Here is a 19559-nt window from a genome sequence, read left to right on the forward strand (position 1 = left end):
GCCCGGCGGCGCTGCGCTTGCCGGGCCTGCAAGGTTAGACCAGGCCGGGTCAGGCGTAGCCGCCACCCGGCGCAACCACTACGGGCGATATACCTTCACATTGGTAAAGCCCTGCTCGCGCAGATAGAGCGCCTGCAGGCGACTCATCACTCCGCGCTCGCACCACAGCAGATAGGTTTTGCTCTTATCCAGATCGCCAAATTTGGTGCTCAGCTTGTAGAACGGCAGCGAGGCCACTTCCACACCCTCCGGCTCAAACGGCTTCGCATCCTGCTCATCCACAGAGCGAATATCCAGCAGCACGTCGTCAGGACCGAAACCGTTGACGGTCTCGACTTCAACTACCTCCTGCTCGGTCTGCTGGGCGATCTCGCGGATATCGATGTTAGAGGCTTCGGCCACCACTTTCTCAAGGATGCTGAAATCGAAGTTCTCTTCTTCCGCTTCGATCTTCGCCTTCACCGCTTTCACGGTCGGGCTTTTTGAGATCACACCGCAGTATTCCGGCATGGTGCGGGCGAAATCTTCAGTACCAATTTCACGCGCCAGATCGATGATGTGTTCTTTATCGTGGGAGATCAGCGGACGCAGGATCAGCGTATCCGACACGTTGTCGATCAGACGCAGGTTGGTCAGGGTCTGGCTGGAGACCTGGCCCAGCGCTTCGCCGGTGACCAGCGCCTGCACGCCGTAACGCTCAGCCACTTTCGACGCCGCACGCACCATCATGCGCTTCAGAATCACGCCCATCTGGCCGTCGTCGACTTTCTCAAGGATCTCACCCACCACCGGCTCAAAGTTGATCGCCACAAAACGCACGCGGTGGGAGCTGCCGAAGCGGTTCCACAGATAGTGAGCCACCTGACGCACGCCAATTTCGTGTGCCGCCCCGCCGAGGTTAAAGAAGCAGTAGTGCACGCGGCAGCCGCGACGCATCAGCATATAGCTGGAGACACCGGAGTCGAAACCACCGGAGATCAGCGACAGCACATCTTCCTGAGTCCCAATCGGGAAACCGCCGATACCTTCATAACGGCCTTTCACCAGCAGCAGACGGTCGTTTTCGATTTCCAGATTAACGGTCACTTCCGGGTTGGTGAGGCGCACGCGCGCAGACTCAACGTGCTGGTTCAGCCCGCCGCCGACGTAGCGCTCAACTTCAATGGAGCTAAACTCATGCTTACCGCGACGCTTGGCGCGCACGCAGAAGGTTTTGCCTTCGATCTGATCGCGGTACTGCGCCAGCGCTTTTTCGAAGATATCGTGCAGGGAAGTGAAAGGGACATCTTCCACTTCCAGAATATGGTGGATCCCCGGAATACGGGTTAAGGCATCACGAATATCCAGGCGCTTGTTTTCATCTTTAGCGCGGACTTCAACGTGATCCCAGTGACGCACGACGGCCAGCGTCTCGTCGTAGTGCTTCAGAACGTTACGAATGTTCCCGGTTAAAATTTTAATAAAGCGCAAACGCACAGATTGGCTTTTGATGGTGATTTCCGGGAACAATTTAATGATAAACTTCATGGCGGCAATGTTTCTTTGGCAAGCGATAAGGCTTGTAATGGAAAAGTACAGCAACCCCTATACCGAAGGCTGCATCCAGGCGCGGAAGTATACCACCATCACGTGGCTCCTGTGCACATTGCGCGTTATTTGATAATTACCCTGAGTCCGATACCATATCAGGGATAAAAAACTGAGAGTCAGACATTCACTATGCCGAAGAAAAACGATGCACCCGCCAGTTTCGAAACTGCGCTGAGTGAACTGGAGCAAATCGTTACCCGTCTGGAAAGCGGCGACCTGCCGTTAGAAGAGGCGCTTAATGAATTCGAACGCGGCGTGCAGCTCGCGCGCCAGGGCCAGGTTAAGCTGCAACAGGCGGAACAACGCGTGCAGATCCTGCTCTCCGATAACGAAAACGCTGCCACGACCCCCTTCACCCCGGATGCCGAGTAGATGGACTTTTCGAACCAGCTTCAGGCATGCGTCGGGCGTGCTGACGACGCACTGCGCCGTTTTATCGCTCCGCAGCCTTTTCAGAACACTCCACTGGTTGAGGCCATGCATTATGGCGCACTGTTAGGCGGCAAACGCCTGCGTCCTTTTCTGGTGTACGCCACCGGCGGGATGTTCGGCATCAGCGCCGATACGCTGGATGCGCCAGCAGCTGCGGTGGAGTGTATTCACGCCTACTCGCTGATCCACGACGATCTGCCGGCAATGGACGACGACGATCTGCGTCGCGGCCAGCCGACCTGCCACATTAAGTTTGGCGAAGCGAACGCCATCCTGGCAGGCGATGCCCTGCAAACTCTGGCGTTCTCGATTCTGAGCGATGCGCCGATGGTGGAAGTGGCGGATCGCGATCGTCTGGCGATGGTTTCTGAGCTGGCGATGGCCAGCGGCGTTGCCGGTATGTGCGGCGGTCAGGCACTGGATCTGGAGGCCGAAGGCCGTCAGGTTAATCTGGAACAGCTGGAGCGCATTCATCGTCACAAGACCGGGGCATTGATTCGCGCCGCCGTGCGTCTGGGCGCGCTGAGCGCGGGTGAGCAGGGTCGCAAAGCCCTGCCGGTTCTGGATCGTTACGCAGAAAGTATCGGTTTAGCCTTCCAGGTTCAGGATGACATTCTGGATGTCGTGGGCGATACTGCAACATTGGGTAAACGTCAGGGTGCCGATCAGCAGCTTGGCAAAAGTACCTACCCCGCCCTTCTGGGCCTTGAGCAAGCCCAACAAAAAGCCCGGGACCTGATTGCGGATGCCCGCCAGTCGCTTGAGCAACTGGCCGCGCAGTCGCTGGATACCTCGGCACTGGAAGCGCTAGCGGACTATATAATCCAGCGTGATAAATAACGAAAACACCACGATGAGTCTCTGATGAGTTTTGATATTGCCAAATACCCGACACTGGCGTTGGTTGACTCCACCCAGGAGTTACGTCTGTTGCCGAAAGAGAGCCTGCCGAAGCTGTGTGACGAGCTGCGTCGCTATCTGCTCGACAGCGTAAGCCGCTCCAGCGGCCATTTCGCCTCCGGGCTTGGCACGGTGGAACTCACCGTGGCGCTGCATTATGTCTATAACACGCCGTTCGATCAGCTGATCTGGGACGTGGGTCATCAGGCTTATCCGCACAAAATTCTCACCGGCCGTCGCGATAAAATTGACACCATTCGTCAGAAAGGCGGCCTGCATCCGTTCCCGTGGCGGGGCGAGAGCGAGTACGACGTACTGAGCGTCGGCCACTCCTCCACCTCCATTTCTGCCGGGATCGGTATTGCCGTAGCCGCCGAAAAAGAGAACAAACAGCGCCGTACCGTCTGCGTGATTGGCGACGGTGCCATCACCGCCGGGATGGCCTTTGAGGCGATGAACCACGCGGGCGATATCAAGCCCGACATGCTGGTGGTGCTCAATGACAACGAGATGTCGATTTCCGAAAACGTCGGAGCGCTGAACAACCACCTGGCGAATCTGCTCTCGGGCAAGCTCTACTCCAGCCTGCGCGAAGGCGGCAAAAAAGTCTTCTCCGGCGTACCGCCGATCAAAGAGCTGCTGCGCCGCACTGAAGAGCACATCAAAGGCATGGTAGTTCCCGGCACGCTGTTTGAAGAGCTGGGCTTTAACTACATCGGTCCGGTGGACGGGCACGACGTGCTGGGCCTGGTCTCGACGCTGAAAAACATGCGCGACCTGAAAGGCCCGCAGTTCCTGCACATCATGACCAAAAAAGGCCGGGGCTACGAACCGGCCGAAAAAGACCCTATCACCTTCCACGCGGTCCCCAAATTCGACCCGACCAGCGGCTGCCTGCCAAAAAGCAGCGGCGGGATGCCGAGCTACTCGAAAATTTTCGGTGACTGGCTGTGTGAAACCGCCGCCAAAGACAGCAAGCTGATGGCCGTGACCCCGGCGATGCGTGAAGGCTCCGGTATGGTGGAGTTTTCCCGCAAATACCCGACGCAATATTTTGATGTCGCCATTGCCGAACAACATGCGGTGACCTTTGCCGCGGGCCTGGCCATTGGTGGTTACAAGCCGGTGGTGGCGATCTACTCCACCTTCCTGCAGCGCGCTTACGATCAGGTGATCCACGACGTCGCCATCCAGAAGCTGCCGGTGCTGTTCGCCATCGATCGGGCGGGCATTGTCGGCGCCGACGGCCAGACGCACCAGGGGGCGTTCGATCTCTCCTTCTTGCGCTGCGTCCCGGACATGGTGGTCATGACCCCGAGCGACGAGAACGAGTGTCGGCAGATGCTGTTTACCGGCTATCACTATCAGGATGGCCCAACCGCCGTACGTTATCCGCGCGGTAACGCCGTAGGCGTCACCCTGGAGCCGCTGGCAAAACTGCCGATTGGCAAAGGCGTTGTCAAACGTCGTGGTGAAAAGCTGGCGATCCTGAACTTCGGTACCTTGATGCCGGAAGCGGCAAAAGTGGCAGAATCCCTCAACGCAACCCTGGTGGATATGCGCTTTGTGAAGCCGCTCGATGAGGCGCTGATTCTGGAGATGGCGTCACAGCACGAGGCGCTGGTCACTCTGGAAGAGAATGCCATCATGGGTGGCGCAGGCAGCGGCGTGAACGAAGTGTTGATGGCGAAGCGTAACGTCGTGCCGGTGCTGAACCTCGGCCTGCCGGATCGCTTTATCCCGCAGGGTACACAGGACGAAGCGCGCGCCGATATCGGCCTGGATGCCGCAGGCATCGAAGCCCACATCAGCGCCTGGCTGGCATAATCCCTCCCCTTTCCGCTCCTGCTATGCTTAACGGTACGTTTTAAGCAATCAGCAGGAGTGGAACCATGCAATACAATACATTAGGAAAAACGGATCTTAAGGTTTCCCGTCTTTGCCTGGGCTGCATGACCTTTGGCGAGCCGGACCGGGGTAAGCACGCCTGGACGTTGCCGGAAGAGAGCAGCCGTCCGATCATCAAACACGCCCTCGAGGGTGGCATTAACTTCTTTGATACCGCCAACAGTTACTCCGACGGCAGCAGCGAAGAGATCCTGGGCCGGGCGCTGCGCGACTTCGCCCGCCGCGACGAGGTGGTGGTTGCCACCAAGGTTTATCATCAGGTGGGCGATCTGGCGGAAGGCCTCTCCCGGGCGCAGATCCTGCGCTCCATTGATGACAGCCTGCGACGCCTGAACATGGATCACGTCGATCTGCTGCAGATCCACCGCTGGGATTACAACACCCCAATTGAAGAGACGCTGGAAGCGCTGAACGATGTCGTCCGGGCGGGCAAAGCGCGCTATATCGGTGCCTCGTCGATGCATGCCGCCCAGTTTGCCGAAGCGCTGGCGCTGCAGGAACAGCACGGCTGGGCACCCTTTGTAACCATGCAGGACCATTACAACCTGATCTACCGTGAAGAAGAGCGCGAGATGTTGCCCCTGTGCTATCAACACGGCGTGGCGGTGATCCCCTGGAGCCCGCTGGCGCGTGGACGCTTAACCCGCCCCTGGGGCGAAACCACTGCCCGCTCGGTATCGGATGAGTTTGGCAAAACGCTGTATGAAGAAACTGAAGCCAATAACGCGCAGATTGCCGAACGCTTAACGGGAATTGCTGAGGAGCTTGGCGTGACGCGCGCCCAGGTGGCGCTGGCATGGGTACTAAGCAAGCGGGGCGTTGCCGCTCCGATTATCGGCACCTCGCGCGAAGAGCAGCTCGACGAGCTGATTAACGCCGTGGATATCACCCTGACGCCGGAACAGATTGCCGAGCTTGAGACGCCGTACAAGCAGCACCCGGTGGTGGGATTTAAGTAATAAAAAAGCCCGGTGGCGGCTTTGCCTTACCGGGCCTACGACCGCACTTGTAGGCCGGGTAAGGCGAAGCCGCCACCCGGCAATACAGGCCGCACCAGATCAAGCAAAGTGGTCGTACCCTTTCCAGTCTAGCGTCACCGGCGCGCCGTTGTGCACAAACTGCATCCCTTCGCTTTCCGGCATGATCTGGCCGATACAGGTAAACCCGGCGCCCAGATTGGCTAACGCCACATCCAGCGTGCCGCGGTTCAGCTCGGGAACGGTAAAGCACAGCTCATAATCTTCGCCGCCGGAGAGTGCCCAGCGCAGCGCCTGCTCTGGCTCCACGTGCCGGCGCATCGCGTCAGAGAGCGGGAACAGATCCAGATCGATCCGTGCGCCCACGCCGCTGGCTTTCAGGATATGGCCCAGATCGGAGATCAGCCCATCCGAGAGATCGATAGCGGAACTGGCGCGGTCGCGCAGCGCCTGGCCGTGCAGAATACGCGGCGTCGGACGCAAATGGCGTTTCACAAAGTACGCCGCATCATCCGCATCCGGCACGGTTAACCTGTTCTGCAAAATAGCCAGCCCTGCTGCGCTGTCGCCCGGCGTACCGGTGACGTAAATCCAGTCGCCCGGTTTTGCGCCCGAGCGCTTCAACGCGCGCCCTACCGGCACATAGCCGTGGATCGCCAGCGTCATCGACAGCGGACCAGCAGTAGTATCACCGCCGATCAGCTGCATATCGTAATAGTTAAGCTGTTCAAACAGCGCGTCGCTAAAGGCTTCAAGCCAGCTTTCATCAATTTTTGGCAGGGTCAGCGCCAGCGTTAACCACGCAGGATCGGCGCCCATTGCCGCCAGATCGCTCACGTTCACCGCCAGCGCCTTATACGCCAGATCGGCAGGATCGATATCCGGCAGGAAATGATGCCCGGACACTAAGGTGTCGGTGCTGATCGCCAGCGTCTGTTTGTCGGGGATATTGAGAAGTGCACAGTCGTCGCCGATGCCGGTTTCCACATCGAGACGCGAGCTTCTGACTCGGTCAAAATAACGGGCAATCAGGGAAAATTCGCCACATGCCATACGTTATGCCTCAGCAAATAAAATAAAAAAACCGGAGCCCGCACCGCCCAAAGGCGATACGAAACTCCGGCTTGCGGATCACTTTTTACGGGGACGGATCGCAGGTGCAGCTTTATCCAGTACGCCATTCACAAATTTGTGGCTGTCTTCAGCACCGAAGGTTTTCGCCAGTTCGATCGCTTCGTTGATGGCCACTTTGTAAGGCACATCGTCACGTTTAGACAGTTCAAACAGTGCGATACGCAGCACCGCTTTTTCAACCTGGCCCAGCTCTTCGAGCAGACGGGACAGGTACGGCTTCATCAGACCGTCGAGATACGCGCTATTAGTCGCCACTCCCGACAGCAGTTCACGGAAGTACACGACGTCAACGTCTTTGACGTCTTGTTCCGCCAGGAACTGGTATTCAACATCAGCGATGTCGTTCTGGGACAACTGCCAGGAGTAAAGTGCCTGAACGGCACATTCACGGGCGCGGCGACGAGCAGCAGGTTTCACGGAATTCCCCTTACAAAAAAATCAGGCCTTGATGGCTTTCAATACGTTGATCATTTCAAGCGCGGTCAGTGCAGCTTCTGCACCTTTGTTACCGGCTTTGGTGCCAGCACGTTCGATGGCTTGTTCAATACTTTCAGTGGTGAGTACGCCGAAAGCGACAGGAATTTCTGCATCCTGTGCCACGTGCGCCAGACCGTTGCTTGCCCCACCCGCAACATATTCAAAATGGGCGGTACCGCCACGAATCACAGTACCCAGTGCGATAACCGCGTCGTACTTGCCGGTTTTCGCCAGTGCGCCCGCTGCCAGAGGCAGTTCGTAAGCACCCGGAACCCAGACAACGGTAATGTTTTCGTCTTTCACCTGGCCGATACGTTTCAGGGCGTCAATCGCGCCGTCCAGCAGGCTGTCGTTGATGAAGTTGTTGAAACGCGCAATGGTGATGGCGACGCGAGCGTCCGGGGTAGCAACGGCTGCTTCAATAATGTTCATACTCTTCCTTAACGGGTTCATTTGGTGGCCCCGCAGGGGGGCGGATTTTATCATAATATTTTGCGCACTGCTTCCCTATTTAGGCAAGCCTTACGCGGTGGTCAGGTGGAGACAGAGATCCGGGCCAACCGGGCGTATCTCGCTAAAGTTAAACGCAGGCGCATCAGCCAGTTTTTCCAGCCCTGGCAACACGCACAGGCCGCGGGCGTCGCTGCCTAAAAGTTTAGGCGCCAGATAGACAATCAGCTCATCCACCAGCCCGGCCTGCAACAGCGCCCCGGCCAGCGTGGGGCCCGCTTCGACCCAGATGCTGTTGATCTGCTGCTGTTTACCCAGCAGCATCATCAGCACCACGAGATCCAGATGCCCGTTGTGCTCCGGCACCATAATGCTGCGCACGCCTTCCGGCCAGCTGCGCGCATCTTCCTGCGTGCGGGCAAACCAGGTCTCGCCCGGCTGCTGCACAATGCGGTGCTCAGGGGTAACCTGGTTCTGCCGATCCACCACAATCCGCAGCGGCTGACGTAAATTCTCCTGCGGATAGTGCGCCTGGGTATCCGCGTTTAACTCATCCCAGCGCACGGTCAGCGCAGGATCGTCGGCCAGTACGGTGGCATGGCTGGTGAGAATAGCATGGCTTTGCGCGCGCAGACGTTGCACATCGCGCCTTGCCTGCGGGGAGGTGATCCACTGGCTTTCCCCGCTGGCCATCGCCGTGCGGCCATCCAGCGAAGCACCCAGCTTCAGCTGAATATAGGGAAAACCGGTCCGCATCCGCTTGAGGAAGCCTTTGTTCAGGCGTTCAGCTTCGCTCATCATCAGACCGTGGCTGACTTCAATACCGGCCTGCTGCAGGCGATAGAGGCCGCGACCGGCCACCTGCGGGTTGGGATCCTGCATCGCCGCAACAACCCGTGATACGCCCGCTGCGATAAGGGCATCACAGCACGGTGGGGTGCGGCCATGATGGCTGCAGGGCTCCAGCGTGACGTAGGCGGTAGCACCGCGCGCCTTCTCGCCGGCCATGCGCAGGGCATGGACTTCGGCATGCGGCTCACCGGCACGGTAGTGAAAACCTTCCCCGACGATCTCGCCATCTTTAACAATAACGCAGCCGACGTTGGGATTCGGGTGGGTGGTAAACCGACCGCGTTGCGCCAGCTTCAGCGCTCGCGCCATGTAAATCTCATCCTGCATGTGCTTAATCCTGTAGGCGGGCGATCTCTTCACCGAACTCTTTGATGTCTTCAAAGCTGCGGTAAACAGAAGCAAAGCGGATATAGGCTACTTTATCGAGCTTTTTAAGCTGTTCCATCACCAGGTTGCCGATCATTTTGCTCGGTACCTCGCGCTCGCCGGTGGCGCGCAGCTGGGTTTTGATGTGATTAAGCGCCATTTCGACGTCATCTGCGCTGACTGGCCGTTTTTCCAGTGCTTTTAGCATCCCGCTGCGCAGCTTTTCCTCGTTGAAAGGTTCGCGGACGTCGTTACTTTTCACGACGCGGGGCATCACCAGCTCCGCCACTTCAAAGGTGGTGAAGCGTTCGTTACACACCAGGCACTGACGGCGGCGGCGCACGGATGAGCCCTCTCCTACGAGTCGGGAGTCAATTACTTTGGTATCCACGGCGAGACAGAATGGGCAATGCATACGGTGTCCTGGCTATCGGGTTGACTGAACTCCATTTTACCCTGAACAGGGCTGACAACAAAGAAGGAGCGTTTTTGAGATAAAGGATCTATACGCAGGGCAGCTTCGTTGACTACCCTTAGCAGAATCCGTTATTTCAGGGAAATAATTGCCATGACAAGACGTTACCTTCATGTTCTGCTGCTGGGAAGCCTTTTTAGCCTCAGCGCCTGTGCACAGCAAAGCGAAGTGCGCCAGATGAATCAGAGCATCAGTTCACTGAATAGCACCATGAACAAGCTCAACCAGGAAACGGTCAAAATCACCCAGCAGAATGCGCTGAACGCCAAATCGACCAGCGGCGTCTATTTGCTGACCGGATCCAACACTCCTGCCCGACTGAACAGCCAGATTGGCACGCTGAAGATGTCGCTGGTAAACGTCGCGCCTAACGCCGACGGCACCCGCGCAACGCTGCGCATTCAGGGAGAATCAAACGATCCGCTGCCAGCCTTTAGCGCCACCGTTGAGTGGGGCCAGATCCAGGGCACAACCGACAGCTTCCAGGAGCTGAACGTCCAGACCCAGCTGATCAATGCCCCGGCCAGCGTGCTGGCACCCAGCGATGTCGACATTCCGCTTCAGCTGAATGGTCTGACGCCTGACCAGCTCGGTTTTATCCGCATCCACGATATTCAGCCCGTCGCGCAATAATCCCCCTGCGGAACGTGTTACACGTTCCGCACTCTTCTGAGCTTTGAAACATTGGCAACAGAAATGTTTGCCATTACAATCCGCTCCGTTAAAAATACGCAAACGTGAACGCAATCGATTACGTATGTGAGAGAACTGTGAAACAACACATATTTTTGTGAGCAAGGATTCCTATAATAGGCTCCCAGAAACACGAAATATTTAGAAACGCAATTCGCGCCTTTTTCACTCCCGTAAGGGATTTCAAATCAGTGGCATTATTATGAAAAAAACATTACTGGCAGCCGGTGCAGCGCTGGCACTCTCCTCTACTTTCGCTGTGCAGGCAGCCGAAAACGATAAACCCGAGTACGTTTCCGACTGGTGGCACCAGAGCGTTAACGTCGTCGGCAGCTACCACACCCGTTTTGGACCACAGATCCGCAACGATACCTACCTGGAATACGAAGCCTTCGCCAAGAAAGACTGGTTTGATTTCTATGGCTACATGGATGCACCGGTCTTCTTCGGCGGTAACACGGATGCGAAAGGTATCTGGAACCACGGTTCTCCACTGTTCATGGAGATCGAACCGCGCTTCTCCATCGATAAGCTGACCGGCACCAGCCTGGCGTTTGGTCCGTTCAAAGAGTGGTACTTCGCAAACAACTACATCTACGACATGGGCCGCAACAAGTCCGGTCGCCAGAGCACCTGGTACATGGGTCTGGGTACTGACATCGACACCGGTCTGCCGATGAGCCTGTCCATGAACGTGTATGCCAAATACCAGTGGCAGAACTATGGCGCAGCGAACGAAAACGAGTGGGATGGCTACCGTTTCAAAGTGAAATACTTTGTGCCAATCACCCAGCTGTGGGGCGGCAACCTGAGCTACATCGGGTTCACCAACTTTGACTGGGGTTCAGATCTGGGCGACAACGACTTCCGTGACCTGAACGGTAAGAAAGCGCGTACCAACGACTCCATCGCCTCCAGCCACATCCTGGCGCTGAACTACGATCACTGGCATTACTCTGTTGTGGCCCGTTACTGGCACAACGGTGGTCAGTGGAACGACGACGCCAGCCTGAACTTTGGCGATGGCAACTTCAGCGTCCGCTCTACCGGCTGGGGTGGTTACCTGGTTGTGGGTTACAACTTCTAATAAGTTGTGCCTGTATCGCCGGGTGGCGCTTCGCTTACCCGGCCTACGGTGTTGTAGGCCCGTGCAAGCGCAGCGCCGCCGGGCAAAAAAGCCAGCTCAGGAGCTGGCTTTTTTTATTGCTTAACCTTTCTCAAAAAATCCGCCAGTGAGCGATCCGCGCTCTCACTAAAGCGTCTGTCCGTGAGGGTGATATTCAGACATCTGTCGAGCCGGAAACAGCGATAGTCATCGCGCCGTTCACACCACGCCGCCAGCAGCCAGTGTTCCCCCCAGAAGAACAGCCCCAGCGGCTGCACATCGCGAGAAGACAACTGCCCGCTCTCATCACGATAGTGCAGCGCCAGCACGCGCTGGGCTGAAATCGCCTGATGGATCACGTCGAAGCCGCTGCGGGAGTGGGGTTGCATGGCGATATCCGGCGCGTAGATCCGGGTCTGCTCGGCCTTGCGTCGGCTCTCTTCCGGCAGGATCGCCAGCACCTTTTCCTGCGCCGACTCCAGCTCACGTGACAGCGACTCCCCGCCCCAGGTTTTGAGCAGGCGGATCGCCACCATCAAGGCTTCGGACTCCCTGTTGGTCAGCATCAGCGGCGGCAGGTCGAAGCCCGACATCAGACGATAGCCGCTCCCCGCCTCCCCTTCCACCGGCACGCCAGAGAGTGACAGATCCCGGATATCACGGTAGACCGTACGCTCGGAAACGCTCAGCCTCTCTGCCAGATGCGCTGCCGTTGTCAGACGCCTGCCCCGCAGGATCTGTACAATCTGGAACAAGCGGTCAGCGCGTCGGGTCATGTTATTTTTGCTCTCAGGCGGGTTGATGGAGGCCGACGCGATTACCTTCGCTGTCGGTAAACAGGGCAATAGTGCCAATACCGTTGGGTAACTCCAGCGGACCAAACACGCACTCACCGCCTGCAGAAGCTACGCGATCCAGCGTTGCCGCCAGGTTGTCAGTATGCAGGTAAATAATAGCGCCCTGGGGCGAGGGTGTAATGCCGTCAAATTTTGCCAGCGCGCCTCCGGTGGCCGGATCCTCATGAGGGAAAATGGCCAGCTCTGCAACATCCATTTTCTCGCGTCTCAGCGCCACCTGCATCACCGGCTCGTAAAATTTGATGGCACGATCCATATCCGCGACCGCAATTTCAAACCAGTTAATCACACTTTTCATACATCCTCCTGCCTGTTGTTTGAGTTCAGAAGGAGTCTACGCCAGGCCTCCTGACAGCATAGTGTCAGGAGTGTTTGTCAGGAGCAGGCAAAAAAAATCCCGGCCAATTGACCGGGATTCTGTTAACGCGAAAGACGGTGTCTTACGGCAGAATGGACGGCTGATCCGCCCCCTCTTTCTCGACTTTCTGCTGGAGCAGGTGCTCGCGCTTCATGCCCAGTTTCAACGCCAGCGCGGACGCGACGTAGATGGACGAGGCCGTACCGATGGAAACACCGATCAGCATGGTCAGCGAGAAGCCTTCCAGAATCGGGCCGCCGAAGAGATACAGCATCAGGATCACCATCAGGGTGGTCCCGGAGGTGATCAAGGTACGGTGCAGCGTCTGGGTCAACGACACGTTAAAGATTTCGTACGGCGTACCGCGACGGATCTTACGGAAGTTTTCACGGATACGGTCCGATACCACGATACTGTCGTTCAGCGAGTAACCGATAACCGACATCAACGAGGCCACAATGGTCAGGTCGATCTCGATATGGAACAGCGACAGAACGCCCATGGTGATCACCACGTCGTGCGCCAGGGCGATAACCACCCCGGCAGCCAGACGCCACTCGAAGCGGAAACCGACATACGCCAGGATACAAAGCAGCGCCACCAGCAGTGCCATCGCACCGGTCTGGGCCAGATCCGCACCCACGCTCGGGCCAACGAATTCGATACGTTTTACCGTCGCATTCTGGCTGGTCGTTTCGTTAATCACGGTCACGACCTTGCTGCCCAGCTCCTGGCTGCCGTTAGCATCTTTCACCGGCGGCATACGCACCATGATGTCGCGGCTGCTGCCAAAGTTCTGCAGCAGCGGCTCTTCAAAGCCCGCCTTCTCAAGCGACTGACGCATCTGGTCCATATCGACCGGTTTTTCCAGGGTGATCTCAATTACCGTACCACCGGTAAAATCGAGACCCCAGTTAAAACCCTTCACGCCGATGATGGCGATGGACAGGATCAGCAGAAAACCTGATATGCCAAAGGCCCAGTAGTCCCAGCGCATAAAGTCCCAGACTTTACGGCCGTAGTTCAATTGTTCAACAGTATATTCCTGTGCCACAACGCACTCCTCAGATAGACAGCTTTTTAACGCGCTTGCCGCCGTACAGCAGGTTCACGATGGCACGGGTGCCGACGATAGCGGTAAACATTGACGTTGCCACACCGATACCGGTGGTGATAGCAAAGCCCTTGATCGCGCCGGTACCCACTGCATACAGGATAATTACCTTAATCAGTGTTGTTACGTTCGCATCAAAGATGGAGCTGAAGGCACCACGGTAACCTTCGTCAATCGCCTGCTGGACTGAGCGACCGTTGCTCAGTTCTTCTTTGATACGTTCGTTGATCAGTACGTTGGCGTCGACCGCCACCGCAAGGGTCAGAACGATACCCGCAATGCCTGGCATGGTGAGCGTCGCCCCCGGCAGCAGGGACATAATGCCGACGATCAACACCAGGTTAGCGATCAGCGCACTGGTCGCAATCAGGCCGAACTTCTTATAGAAGAAGATCATAAAGATGATGGAGATGATCAGACCTGCCAGGCAGGCTTCCAGACCCTGAGTAATGTTCTGCATACCCAGTGTTGGACCGATCGTCCGCTCTTCAACAATCTGAATCGGCGCAATCAGCGCACCGGCACGCAGCAGCAGCGAGAGCTGACGGGCTTCGTTCGGGTTGTTGATGCCGGTGATACGGAAGCTGTTCCCCAGGCGAGACTGGATGTTGGCGATGTTAATCACCTCTTCCTCTTTCACCAGGATGGAGCGACCGTTCGCATCTTTTTTACCGCTGTCTTTGTACTCCACGAACAGGGTCGCCATCGGTTTACCGATGTTGTCCTTGGTGAAGTTAGACATGATGTTACCACCCGCGCTATCCAGCGAGATGTTAACCTGCGGCTGGTTGTATTCGTCCTGGCTGGAGGTCGAGTCGGTGATGTGGTCACCGGTCAGGATCACCCGCTTGTACATCACAACCGGCTGGCCTTCACGGGTCTGTTTCACTTCAGAGTCGCCCGGAACGCGGCCAGAAGTGACAGCAGACTGATCGACGCTGGTGTTCACCAGACGGAATTCCAGGGTCGCGGTCGCGCCCAGAATCTCTTTCGCACGTGCGGTATCCTGGATACCCGGCAGCTCAACCACGATACGGTCAGCACCCTGACGCTGTACCAGCGGTTCAGCAACGCCAAGCTGGTTTACACGGTTACGCAGGATGTTGATGTTCTGCTGAACCGCATATTCACGTGCCTCTTTCAGACGCGCATCGGTCATCACCGCGCGCAGCTGATTGCTGCCCTGAGAAGAGAGCACCAGATCACGATGACGCTGGGTCAGATAATCCATCGCCTGATCGCGGGCGCTGCTGTCGCGGAACGCGATGCTCATCCCGTAATTCTCTTCCTTACGCACGGTGGTGTAAGGAATGCCTTTGTCGCGCAGATCGCTACGCAGGCTGTCGATGTTTTGTTCCTGGAGTTTGCCCAGCGCGGTTTCCATATCCACTTCCATCAGGAAGTGCACGCCGCCACGCAGGTCGAGACCGAGTTTCATCGGCTCCGCGTTGATAGACGCTAACCAACGGGGCGTCGCAGGAGCAAGGTTTAGCGCCACGACATATTTATCACCCATCACGCCCATCAGCGCTTCACGAGCGCGGAGCTGCGTGTCGGTGGAGTCGAAGCGAGCAAGAATAGCGCCCTCTTCCAGTGCCACAGACTTAGCGGTAATTTTTTCTTCTTGTAACGTTTTCTGGACCTGGATCAGCGTTTGCTCACTGGCGGCGACACCGCGCGCGCCAGTGATTTGAACGGCCGGATCCTCACCATACAGGTTGGGAAGCGCATACAGCAGGCCGACGACAATGACGACGACCAGCATGACGTACTTCCACAAAGGATAACGGTTTAACACGGCAGTTCCCTTTGGGAAAAGTTAATTACAGCGCTTTCATGGTGCCTTTCGGCAGAACGGCAGCGACGAAGTCACGTTTAATCACTACTTCAGTAGTATCGTTCAGCGCGATAACGATATAGCCGTTATCTGCTACTTTGCTCACACGACCTACCAGACCACCGTTAGTCAGCACTTCATCGCCTTTTGCGATGGAGTCCATCAGCTTTTTGTGCTCTTTGGTGCGCTTCTGCTGTGGACGCAGGATCATGAAATAGAAGATCAGACCGAACACCACCAGCATCAGGATCAGAGACATCGGGCTGCCCTGCGCCGGTGCACCTGTTGCCGCTACCGCATCAGAAATAAAAAAGCTCATTAAAATTCCCTCATTAAATAAATTAATCAACGTTCAAAGGTGGGACATCCCGACCCTGTCGTTGGTAAAAATCGGTCACGAAGCTCTCTAATTTACCCTCTTCAATAGCCTTGCGTAAACCAGCCATTAAGCGCTGGTAATAGCGAAGGTTATGAATCGTGTTGAGACGCGCGCCCAGTATTTCATTACAACGATCAAGATGATGCAAATAGGCACGAGAATAATTGCGACAGGTATAGCAATCGCACTCGGCATCGAGCGTGCTGGTGTCGCTTTTATGCTTCGCATTACGGATTTTTACCACGCCGTCGGTCACGAACAGGTGACCATTACGGGCGTTGCGGGTCGGCATAACGCAGTCGAACATATCAATGCCGCGACGTACGCCTTCAACCAGATCTTCTGGCTTACCGACGCCCATCAGGTAGCGAGGCTTATCTGTTGGAATTTGCGGGCAAACATGCTCCAGAATACGGTGCATATCTTCCTTCGGCTCCCCGACAGCCAGACCGCCGACAGCGTAGCCATCAAAACCTATCTCTACCAGACCTTTAACAGAGATATCGCGTAAATCTTCGTAAACGCTTCCCTGAATAATACCGAAGAGCGCATTTTTGTTGCCGAGGCCATCAAAGCGGTCGCGGCTGCGCTTCGCCCAACGCAGGGACATCTCCATCGAGCGCTTGGCGTAGTCCCAGTCCGCCGGGTATGGCGTACATTCGTCGAAGATCATCACGATGTCGGAGCCGAGATCGTACTGAATCTCCATCGACTTTTCCGGATCGAGGAAGATCGGGTCGCCGTTGATAGGGTTACGGAAATGAACGCCTTTTTCGGTGATCTTACGGATATCGCCGAGGCTGAAGACCTGGAATCCGCCGGAGTCGGTCAGGATTGGGCCTTTCCACTGCATAAAGTCATGCAGATCGCCGTGCAGCTTCATCACTTCCTGGCCCGGGCGCAGCCACAGGTGGAAGGTGTTGCCGAGGATAATTTGCGCGCCTGTAGCTTCGACCTCTTCCGGCGTCATCCCTTTTACGGTGCCGTAGGTGCCCACAGGCATGAAAGCAGGCGTTTCAACGACGCCGCGATCGAACACCAGACGGCCACGGCGAGCGCGACCATCGGTGGTATCAAGTTCAAATTTCATTTTTTCTCCAGCGTCAGAAAAACAGTCCGGCGCGTTAGACCAGTGCCGCGGCGTTATTCCCCGACACGTTCATTCAAAGCCTGCGGATTGTACGTGATAAACATCGCGTCACCGTAGCTAAAAAACCGATATTTTTGTTCTACCGCAGTCTTGTAGGCATTCATGGTGTTTTGATAACCAGCAAAAGCCGACACCAGCATGATCAAGGTCGACTCCGGCAGGTGGAAGTTGGTCACCAGCGCATCGATTACCTGATACTGATAACCCGGGTAGATGAAGATTTGGGTGTCGCCAAAGAAGGGTTCGATCAGATCGTTTTTGGCGGCCTGCGCGGCGCTTTCCAGCGAGCGAACCGAGGTGGTGCCAACGGCAATCACGCGGTTACCGCGCGCTTTCGCCGCCAGAACCGCATCCACAACCTCCTGCGGCACTTCGGCATACTCGGAGTGCATGATGTGGTCTTCAATGCTATCCACTCGCACCGGCTGGAAGGTTCCCGCGCCGACGTGCAGCGTCACAAAGGCCATCTCAATGCCTTTTGTACGCAGTTTTTCCAGCAAAGGTTCATCAAAGTGCAGGCCCGCCGTCGGCGCAGCCACCGCGCCAGGCTTCTGGCTGTAGACGGTCTGATACAGCTCGCGGTCAGCCTCTTCATCCGGACGCTCAATGTACGGCGGCAGTGGCATATGGCCAATGGCGTTCAGGATGTCGAGCACCGTGCGATCGTCATTGAACTCCACTTCGAACAGCGCATCGTGACGCGCCACCATGGTGGCATTGATGCTTTCGTCGTCGCCCAGCAGCAGCTCTGCACCCGGCTTTGGTGCCTTGGAGGCGCGAATATGTGCCAGAATACGTTTATCATCGAGCATTCTTTCGACCAGCACTTCGATCTTGCCGCCGCTGGCTTTACGGCCAAACAGACGGGCCGGGATCACTCGGGTATTGTTGAACACCAGCAGGTCACCCGGGTTGAGCTTGTCGAGCAAATCGGTGAAAGTACCGTGCGTCAGCGCCCCCGTCGGCCCATCCAGCGACAATAAGCGGCAGCTACTGCGCTCTGGCATAGGATAGTGGGCAATCAGGGACTCGGGTAATTCAAAGGAGAAATCGGCGACGCGCATGGCATATACTCGTGACTTAAAAACAGGCGGCTTAGTCTAGTGCTCACACCTCTTTGCTGCAACAACTAGCCGACCCCGGATAACGAATCGCATGAATTTTCTCGCTCACCTGCACCTCGCCCACCTCGCTGACAGCTCCCTTTCCGGCAATTTGCTGGCCGATTTTGTGCGCGGCAATCCCGCCGGGGATTATCCCGCCGAGGTGGTGGAAGGTATTTTCCTGCACCGTCGGATCGACGTCATGACCGATAACCTGCCCGAAGTGAAAGAGGCCAAAGCCTGGTTTCGCCCGGAAACCCGCCGGGTCGCCCCCATTACGCTGGATGTGATGTGGGATCACTTTGTTTCCCGCCACTGGGAACAGCTCTCCCCGGAGATGCCGTTGCCAGCGTTTGTGCGCTATGCCCACGCCCAGGTTGCGATGATTCTCCCGGACGCTCCGCCGCGCTTTGTGAATCTGAATAACTACCTGTGGTCAGAGCGCTGGCTCGAGCGCTACAGCGAGATGGACTTCATTCAGCGGGTGCTTAACGGCATGGCCAGCCGCCGCCCGCGGCTCGACGCCCTGCGCGACTCCTGGCAGGATCTGGATGCCCATTACGATGCGCTGGAGACCCGCTTCTGGCAGTTCTATCCGCAGATGATGGCGCAGGCGAAATCTCAGCAGCTTTAATATAACTGTCATTGATAGGTAAAAGCTGGGTTAACGATTGTCAGCGCCTCTTTGTCTTTAGGACGAACACTCTCTATACTGGCCCGCGTTGCGTTCCAAATAACCTTAGTATCTACAGGAGAATCATATGGTTCTGGTAACTCGTCCGGCTCCGGATTTTACAGCTGCAGCAGTTCTGGGCAACGGTGAAATCGTTGAAAACTTCAACTTCAAACAGCACACCAACGGTAAAGCCACCGTTCTGTTCTTCTGGCCAATGGACTTCACCTTCGTTTGCCCGTCTGAACTGATCGCGTTCGACAAGCGTTACGAAGAATTCCAGAAGCGTGGCGTGGAAGTAGTTGGCGTCTCCTTCGACTCTGAATTTGTACACAACGCATGGCGTAACACCCCTGTCGACAACGGCGGCATCGGTCCAGTGAAATACGCAATGGTTGCGGACATCAAACGCGAAATCCAGCAGGCTTACGGTATCGAGCATCCGGACGCGGGCGTTGCCCTGCGTGGTTCTTTCCTGATCGACGCTAACGGCATCGTTCGTCACCAGGTTGTGAACGATCTGCCGCTGGGTCGTAACATCGACGAAATGCTGCGCATGGTTGACGCGCTGCAGTTCCACGAAGAGCACGGTGAAGTGTGCCCGGCTCAGTGGGAAAAAGGTAAAGAAGGCATGAACGCGTCTCCAGACGGCGTTGCTAAATACCTGTCTGAGAACGTATCCAGCCTGTAATCGGCACGGTTTACGAAAAAGGCCCGCTTATGCGGGCC

General features: G+C 56.5%; 21 protein-coding genes. 8 read left to right on the forward strand and 13 right to left on the reverse strand.

Annotated elements, in window-relative coordinates:
* Positions 1–78: 78 nt before the first annotated feature.
* Positions 79–1527, reverse strand: a complete 1449-nt coding sequence (gene thiI, locus WFO70_RS11800; RefSeq protein ID WP_337016333.1) for a tRNA uracil 4-sulfurtransferase ThiI — start codon at positions 1525–1527, stop codon at positions 79–81.
* 192 nt (positions 1528–1719) lie between these two features.
* On the opposite strand from thiI, the gene xseB reads away from it, so the two are divergent.
* The 4 genes from xseB (at position 1720) to WFO70_RS11820 (ending at position 5789) form a co-directional block, all read left to right on the forward strand.
* Positions 1720–1962: an exodeoxyribonuclease VII small subunit gene (xseB, locus tag WFO70_RS11805; RefSeq protein WP_103824033.1), complete on the forward strand. Its 243-nt coding sequence runs from the start codon at positions 1720–1722 to the stop codon at positions 1960–1962.
* Positions 1963–2862: a (2E,6E)-farnesyl diphosphate synthase gene (gene ispA / locus WFO70_RS11810; protein ID WP_142488423.1), complete on the forward strand. Its 900-nt coding sequence runs from the start codon at positions 1963–1965 to the stop codon at positions 2860–2862. It begins immediately after the preceding gene.
* A 24-nt stretch (positions 2863–2886) separates the two neighbouring features.
* Positions 2887–4749, forward strand: a complete 1863-nt coding sequence (dxs, locus tag WFO70_RS11815) for a 1-deoxy-D-xylulose-5-phosphate synthase (RefSeq protein WP_337016334.1) — start codon at positions 2887–2889, stop codon at positions 4747–4749.
* A gap of 65 nt (positions 4750–4814) precedes the next feature.
* Positions 4815–5789 (forward strand): aldo/keto reductase, encoded by a 975-nt coding sequence (locus WFO70_RS11820; protein ID WP_337016335.1) that lies wholly within the window; start codon positions 4815–4817, stop codon positions 5787–5789.
* A 99-nt stretch (positions 5790–5888) separates the two neighbouring features.
* On the opposite strand, the gene thiL is transcribed toward WFO70_RS11820, so the two are convergent.
* The 5 genes from thiL to nrdR all read right to left on the reverse strand — a co-directional run bounded on the left by thiL (position 5889) and on the right by nrdR (position 9501).
* The gene (thiL, locus tag WFO70_RS11825; protein ID WP_337016337.1) at positions 5889–6860 is read right to left on the reverse strand and encodes a thiamine-phosphate kinase; all 972 of its coding nucleotides are present in this window, start codon (positions 6858–6860) and stop codon (positions 5889–5891) included.
* Positions 6861–6938: 78 nt separating this feature from the next.
* Positions 6939–7358 (reverse strand): transcription antitermination factor NusB, encoded by a 420-nt coding sequence (nusB, locus tag WFO70_RS11830; protein WP_032616814.1) that lies wholly within the window; start codon positions 7356–7358, stop codon positions 6939–6941.
* A gap of 21 nt (positions 7359–7379) precedes the next feature.
* Positions 7380–7850 (reverse strand): 6,7-dimethyl-8-ribityllumazine synthase, encoded by a 471-nt coding sequence (gene ribH / locus WFO70_RS11835; protein ID WP_039032362.1) that lies wholly within the window; start codon positions 7848–7850, stop codon positions 7380–7382.
* 90 nt (positions 7851–7940) lie between these two features.
* Positions 7941–9047 (reverse strand): bifunctional diaminohydroxyphosphoribosylaminopyrimidine deaminase/5-amino-6-(5-phosphoribosylamino)uracil reductase RibD, encoded by a 1107-nt coding sequence (gene ribD, locus WFO70_RS11840; RefSeq protein ID WP_337016338.1) that lies wholly within the window; start codon positions 9045–9047, stop codon positions 7941–7943.
* Positions 9048–9051: 4 nt separating this feature from the next.
* Positions 9052–9501: a transcriptional regulator NrdR gene (gene nrdR / locus WFO70_RS11845; RefSeq protein WP_032616812.1), complete on the reverse strand. Its 450-nt coding sequence runs from the start codon at positions 9499–9501 to the stop codon at positions 9052–9054.
* 153 nt (positions 9502–9654) lie between these two features.
* On the opposite strand from nrdR, the gene WFO70_RS11850 reads away from it, so the two are divergent.
* A complete protein-coding gene (locus tag WFO70_RS11850; RefSeq protein WP_337016339.1) occupies positions 9655–10194 on the forward strand; it encodes a DUF3251 domain-containing protein in 540 nt (179 codons plus the stop codon).
* A gap of 262 nt (positions 10195–10456) precedes the next feature.
* Entirely contained in the window at positions 10457–11341 is an 885-nt protein-coding gene (locus WFO70_RS11855) for a nucleoside-specific channel-forming protein Tsx (RefSeq protein ID WP_333851069.1), read from the forward strand.
* A 113-nt stretch (positions 11342–11454) separates the two neighbouring features.
* On the opposite strand, the gene WFO70_RS11860 is transcribed toward WFO70_RS11855, so the two are convergent.
* The 7 genes from WFO70_RS11860 to queA all read right to left on the reverse strand — a co-directional run bounded on the left by WFO70_RS11860 (position 11455) and on the right by queA (position 18118).
* Positions 11455–12135 carry a helix-turn-helix transcriptional regulator gene (locus WFO70_RS11860; protein ID WP_337016340.1) on the reverse strand — a complete coding sequence of 227 codons (681 nt, stop codon included), beginning with the start codon at positions 12133–12135 and terminating at the stop codon, positions 11455–11457.
* 13 nt (positions 12136–12148) lie between these two features.
* Positions 12149–12514 (reverse strand): VOC family protein, encoded by a 366-nt coding sequence (locus tag WFO70_RS11865; protein WP_337016341.1) that lies wholly within the window; start codon positions 12512–12514, stop codon positions 12149–12151.
* Between the two features lie 142 nt (positions 12515–12656).
* Positions 12657–13628, reverse strand: coding sequence for a protein translocase subunit SecF (gene secF / locus WFO70_RS11870; protein ID WP_142488414.1), 972 nt, complete (start codon positions 13626–13628; stop codon positions 12657–12659).
* A 10-nt stretch (positions 13629–13638) separates the two neighbouring features.
* On the reverse strand, positions 13639–15486 hold the full coding sequence (gene secD / locus WFO70_RS11875) for a protein translocase subunit SecD (protein ID WP_337016342.1): 1848 nt from the start codon (positions 15484–15486) through the stop codon (positions 13639–13641).
* 25 nt (positions 15487–15511) lie between these two features.
* Positions 15512–15844, reverse strand: coding sequence for a preprotein translocase subunit YajC (gene yajC, locus WFO70_RS11880; RefSeq protein WP_032616800.1), 333 nt, complete (start codon positions 15842–15844; stop codon positions 15512–15514).
* 22 nt (positions 15845–15866) lie between these two features.
* Entirely contained in the window at positions 15867–16994 is a 1128-nt protein-coding gene (gene tgt, locus WFO70_RS11885; RefSeq protein WP_106992120.1) for a tRNA guanosine(34) transglycosylase Tgt, read from the reverse strand.
* A gap of 53 nt (positions 16995–17047) precedes the next feature.
* Entirely contained in the window at positions 17048–18118 is a 1071-nt protein-coding gene (gene queA / locus WFO70_RS11890; protein ID WP_337016343.1) for a tRNA preQ1(34) S-adenosylmethionine ribosyltransferase-isomerase QueA, read from the reverse strand.
* A gap of 91 nt (positions 18119–18209) precedes the next feature.
* On the opposite strand from queA, the gene acpH reads away from it, so the two are divergent.
* Both acpH and WFO70_RS11900 read left to right on the forward strand, forming a co-directional pair.
* Positions 18210–18791: an ACP phosphodiesterase gene (gene acpH / locus WFO70_RS11895; RefSeq protein WP_337016344.1), complete on the forward strand. Its 582-nt coding sequence runs from the start codon at positions 18210–18212 to the stop codon at positions 18789–18791.
* A gap of 127 nt (positions 18792–18918) precedes the next feature.
* Entirely contained in the window at positions 18919–19521 is a 603-nt protein-coding gene (locus WFO70_RS11900; protein WP_040076949.1) for a peroxiredoxin, read from the forward strand.
* The last annotated feature ends 38 nt before the right edge of the window (positions 19522–19559 follow it).

This window comes from Leclercia sp. AS011 (assembly GCF_037152535.1).
In the GTDB taxonomy this organism is placed as follows: domain Bacteria; phylum Pseudomonadota; class Gammaproteobacteria; order Enterobacterales; family Enterobacteriaceae; genus Enterobacter.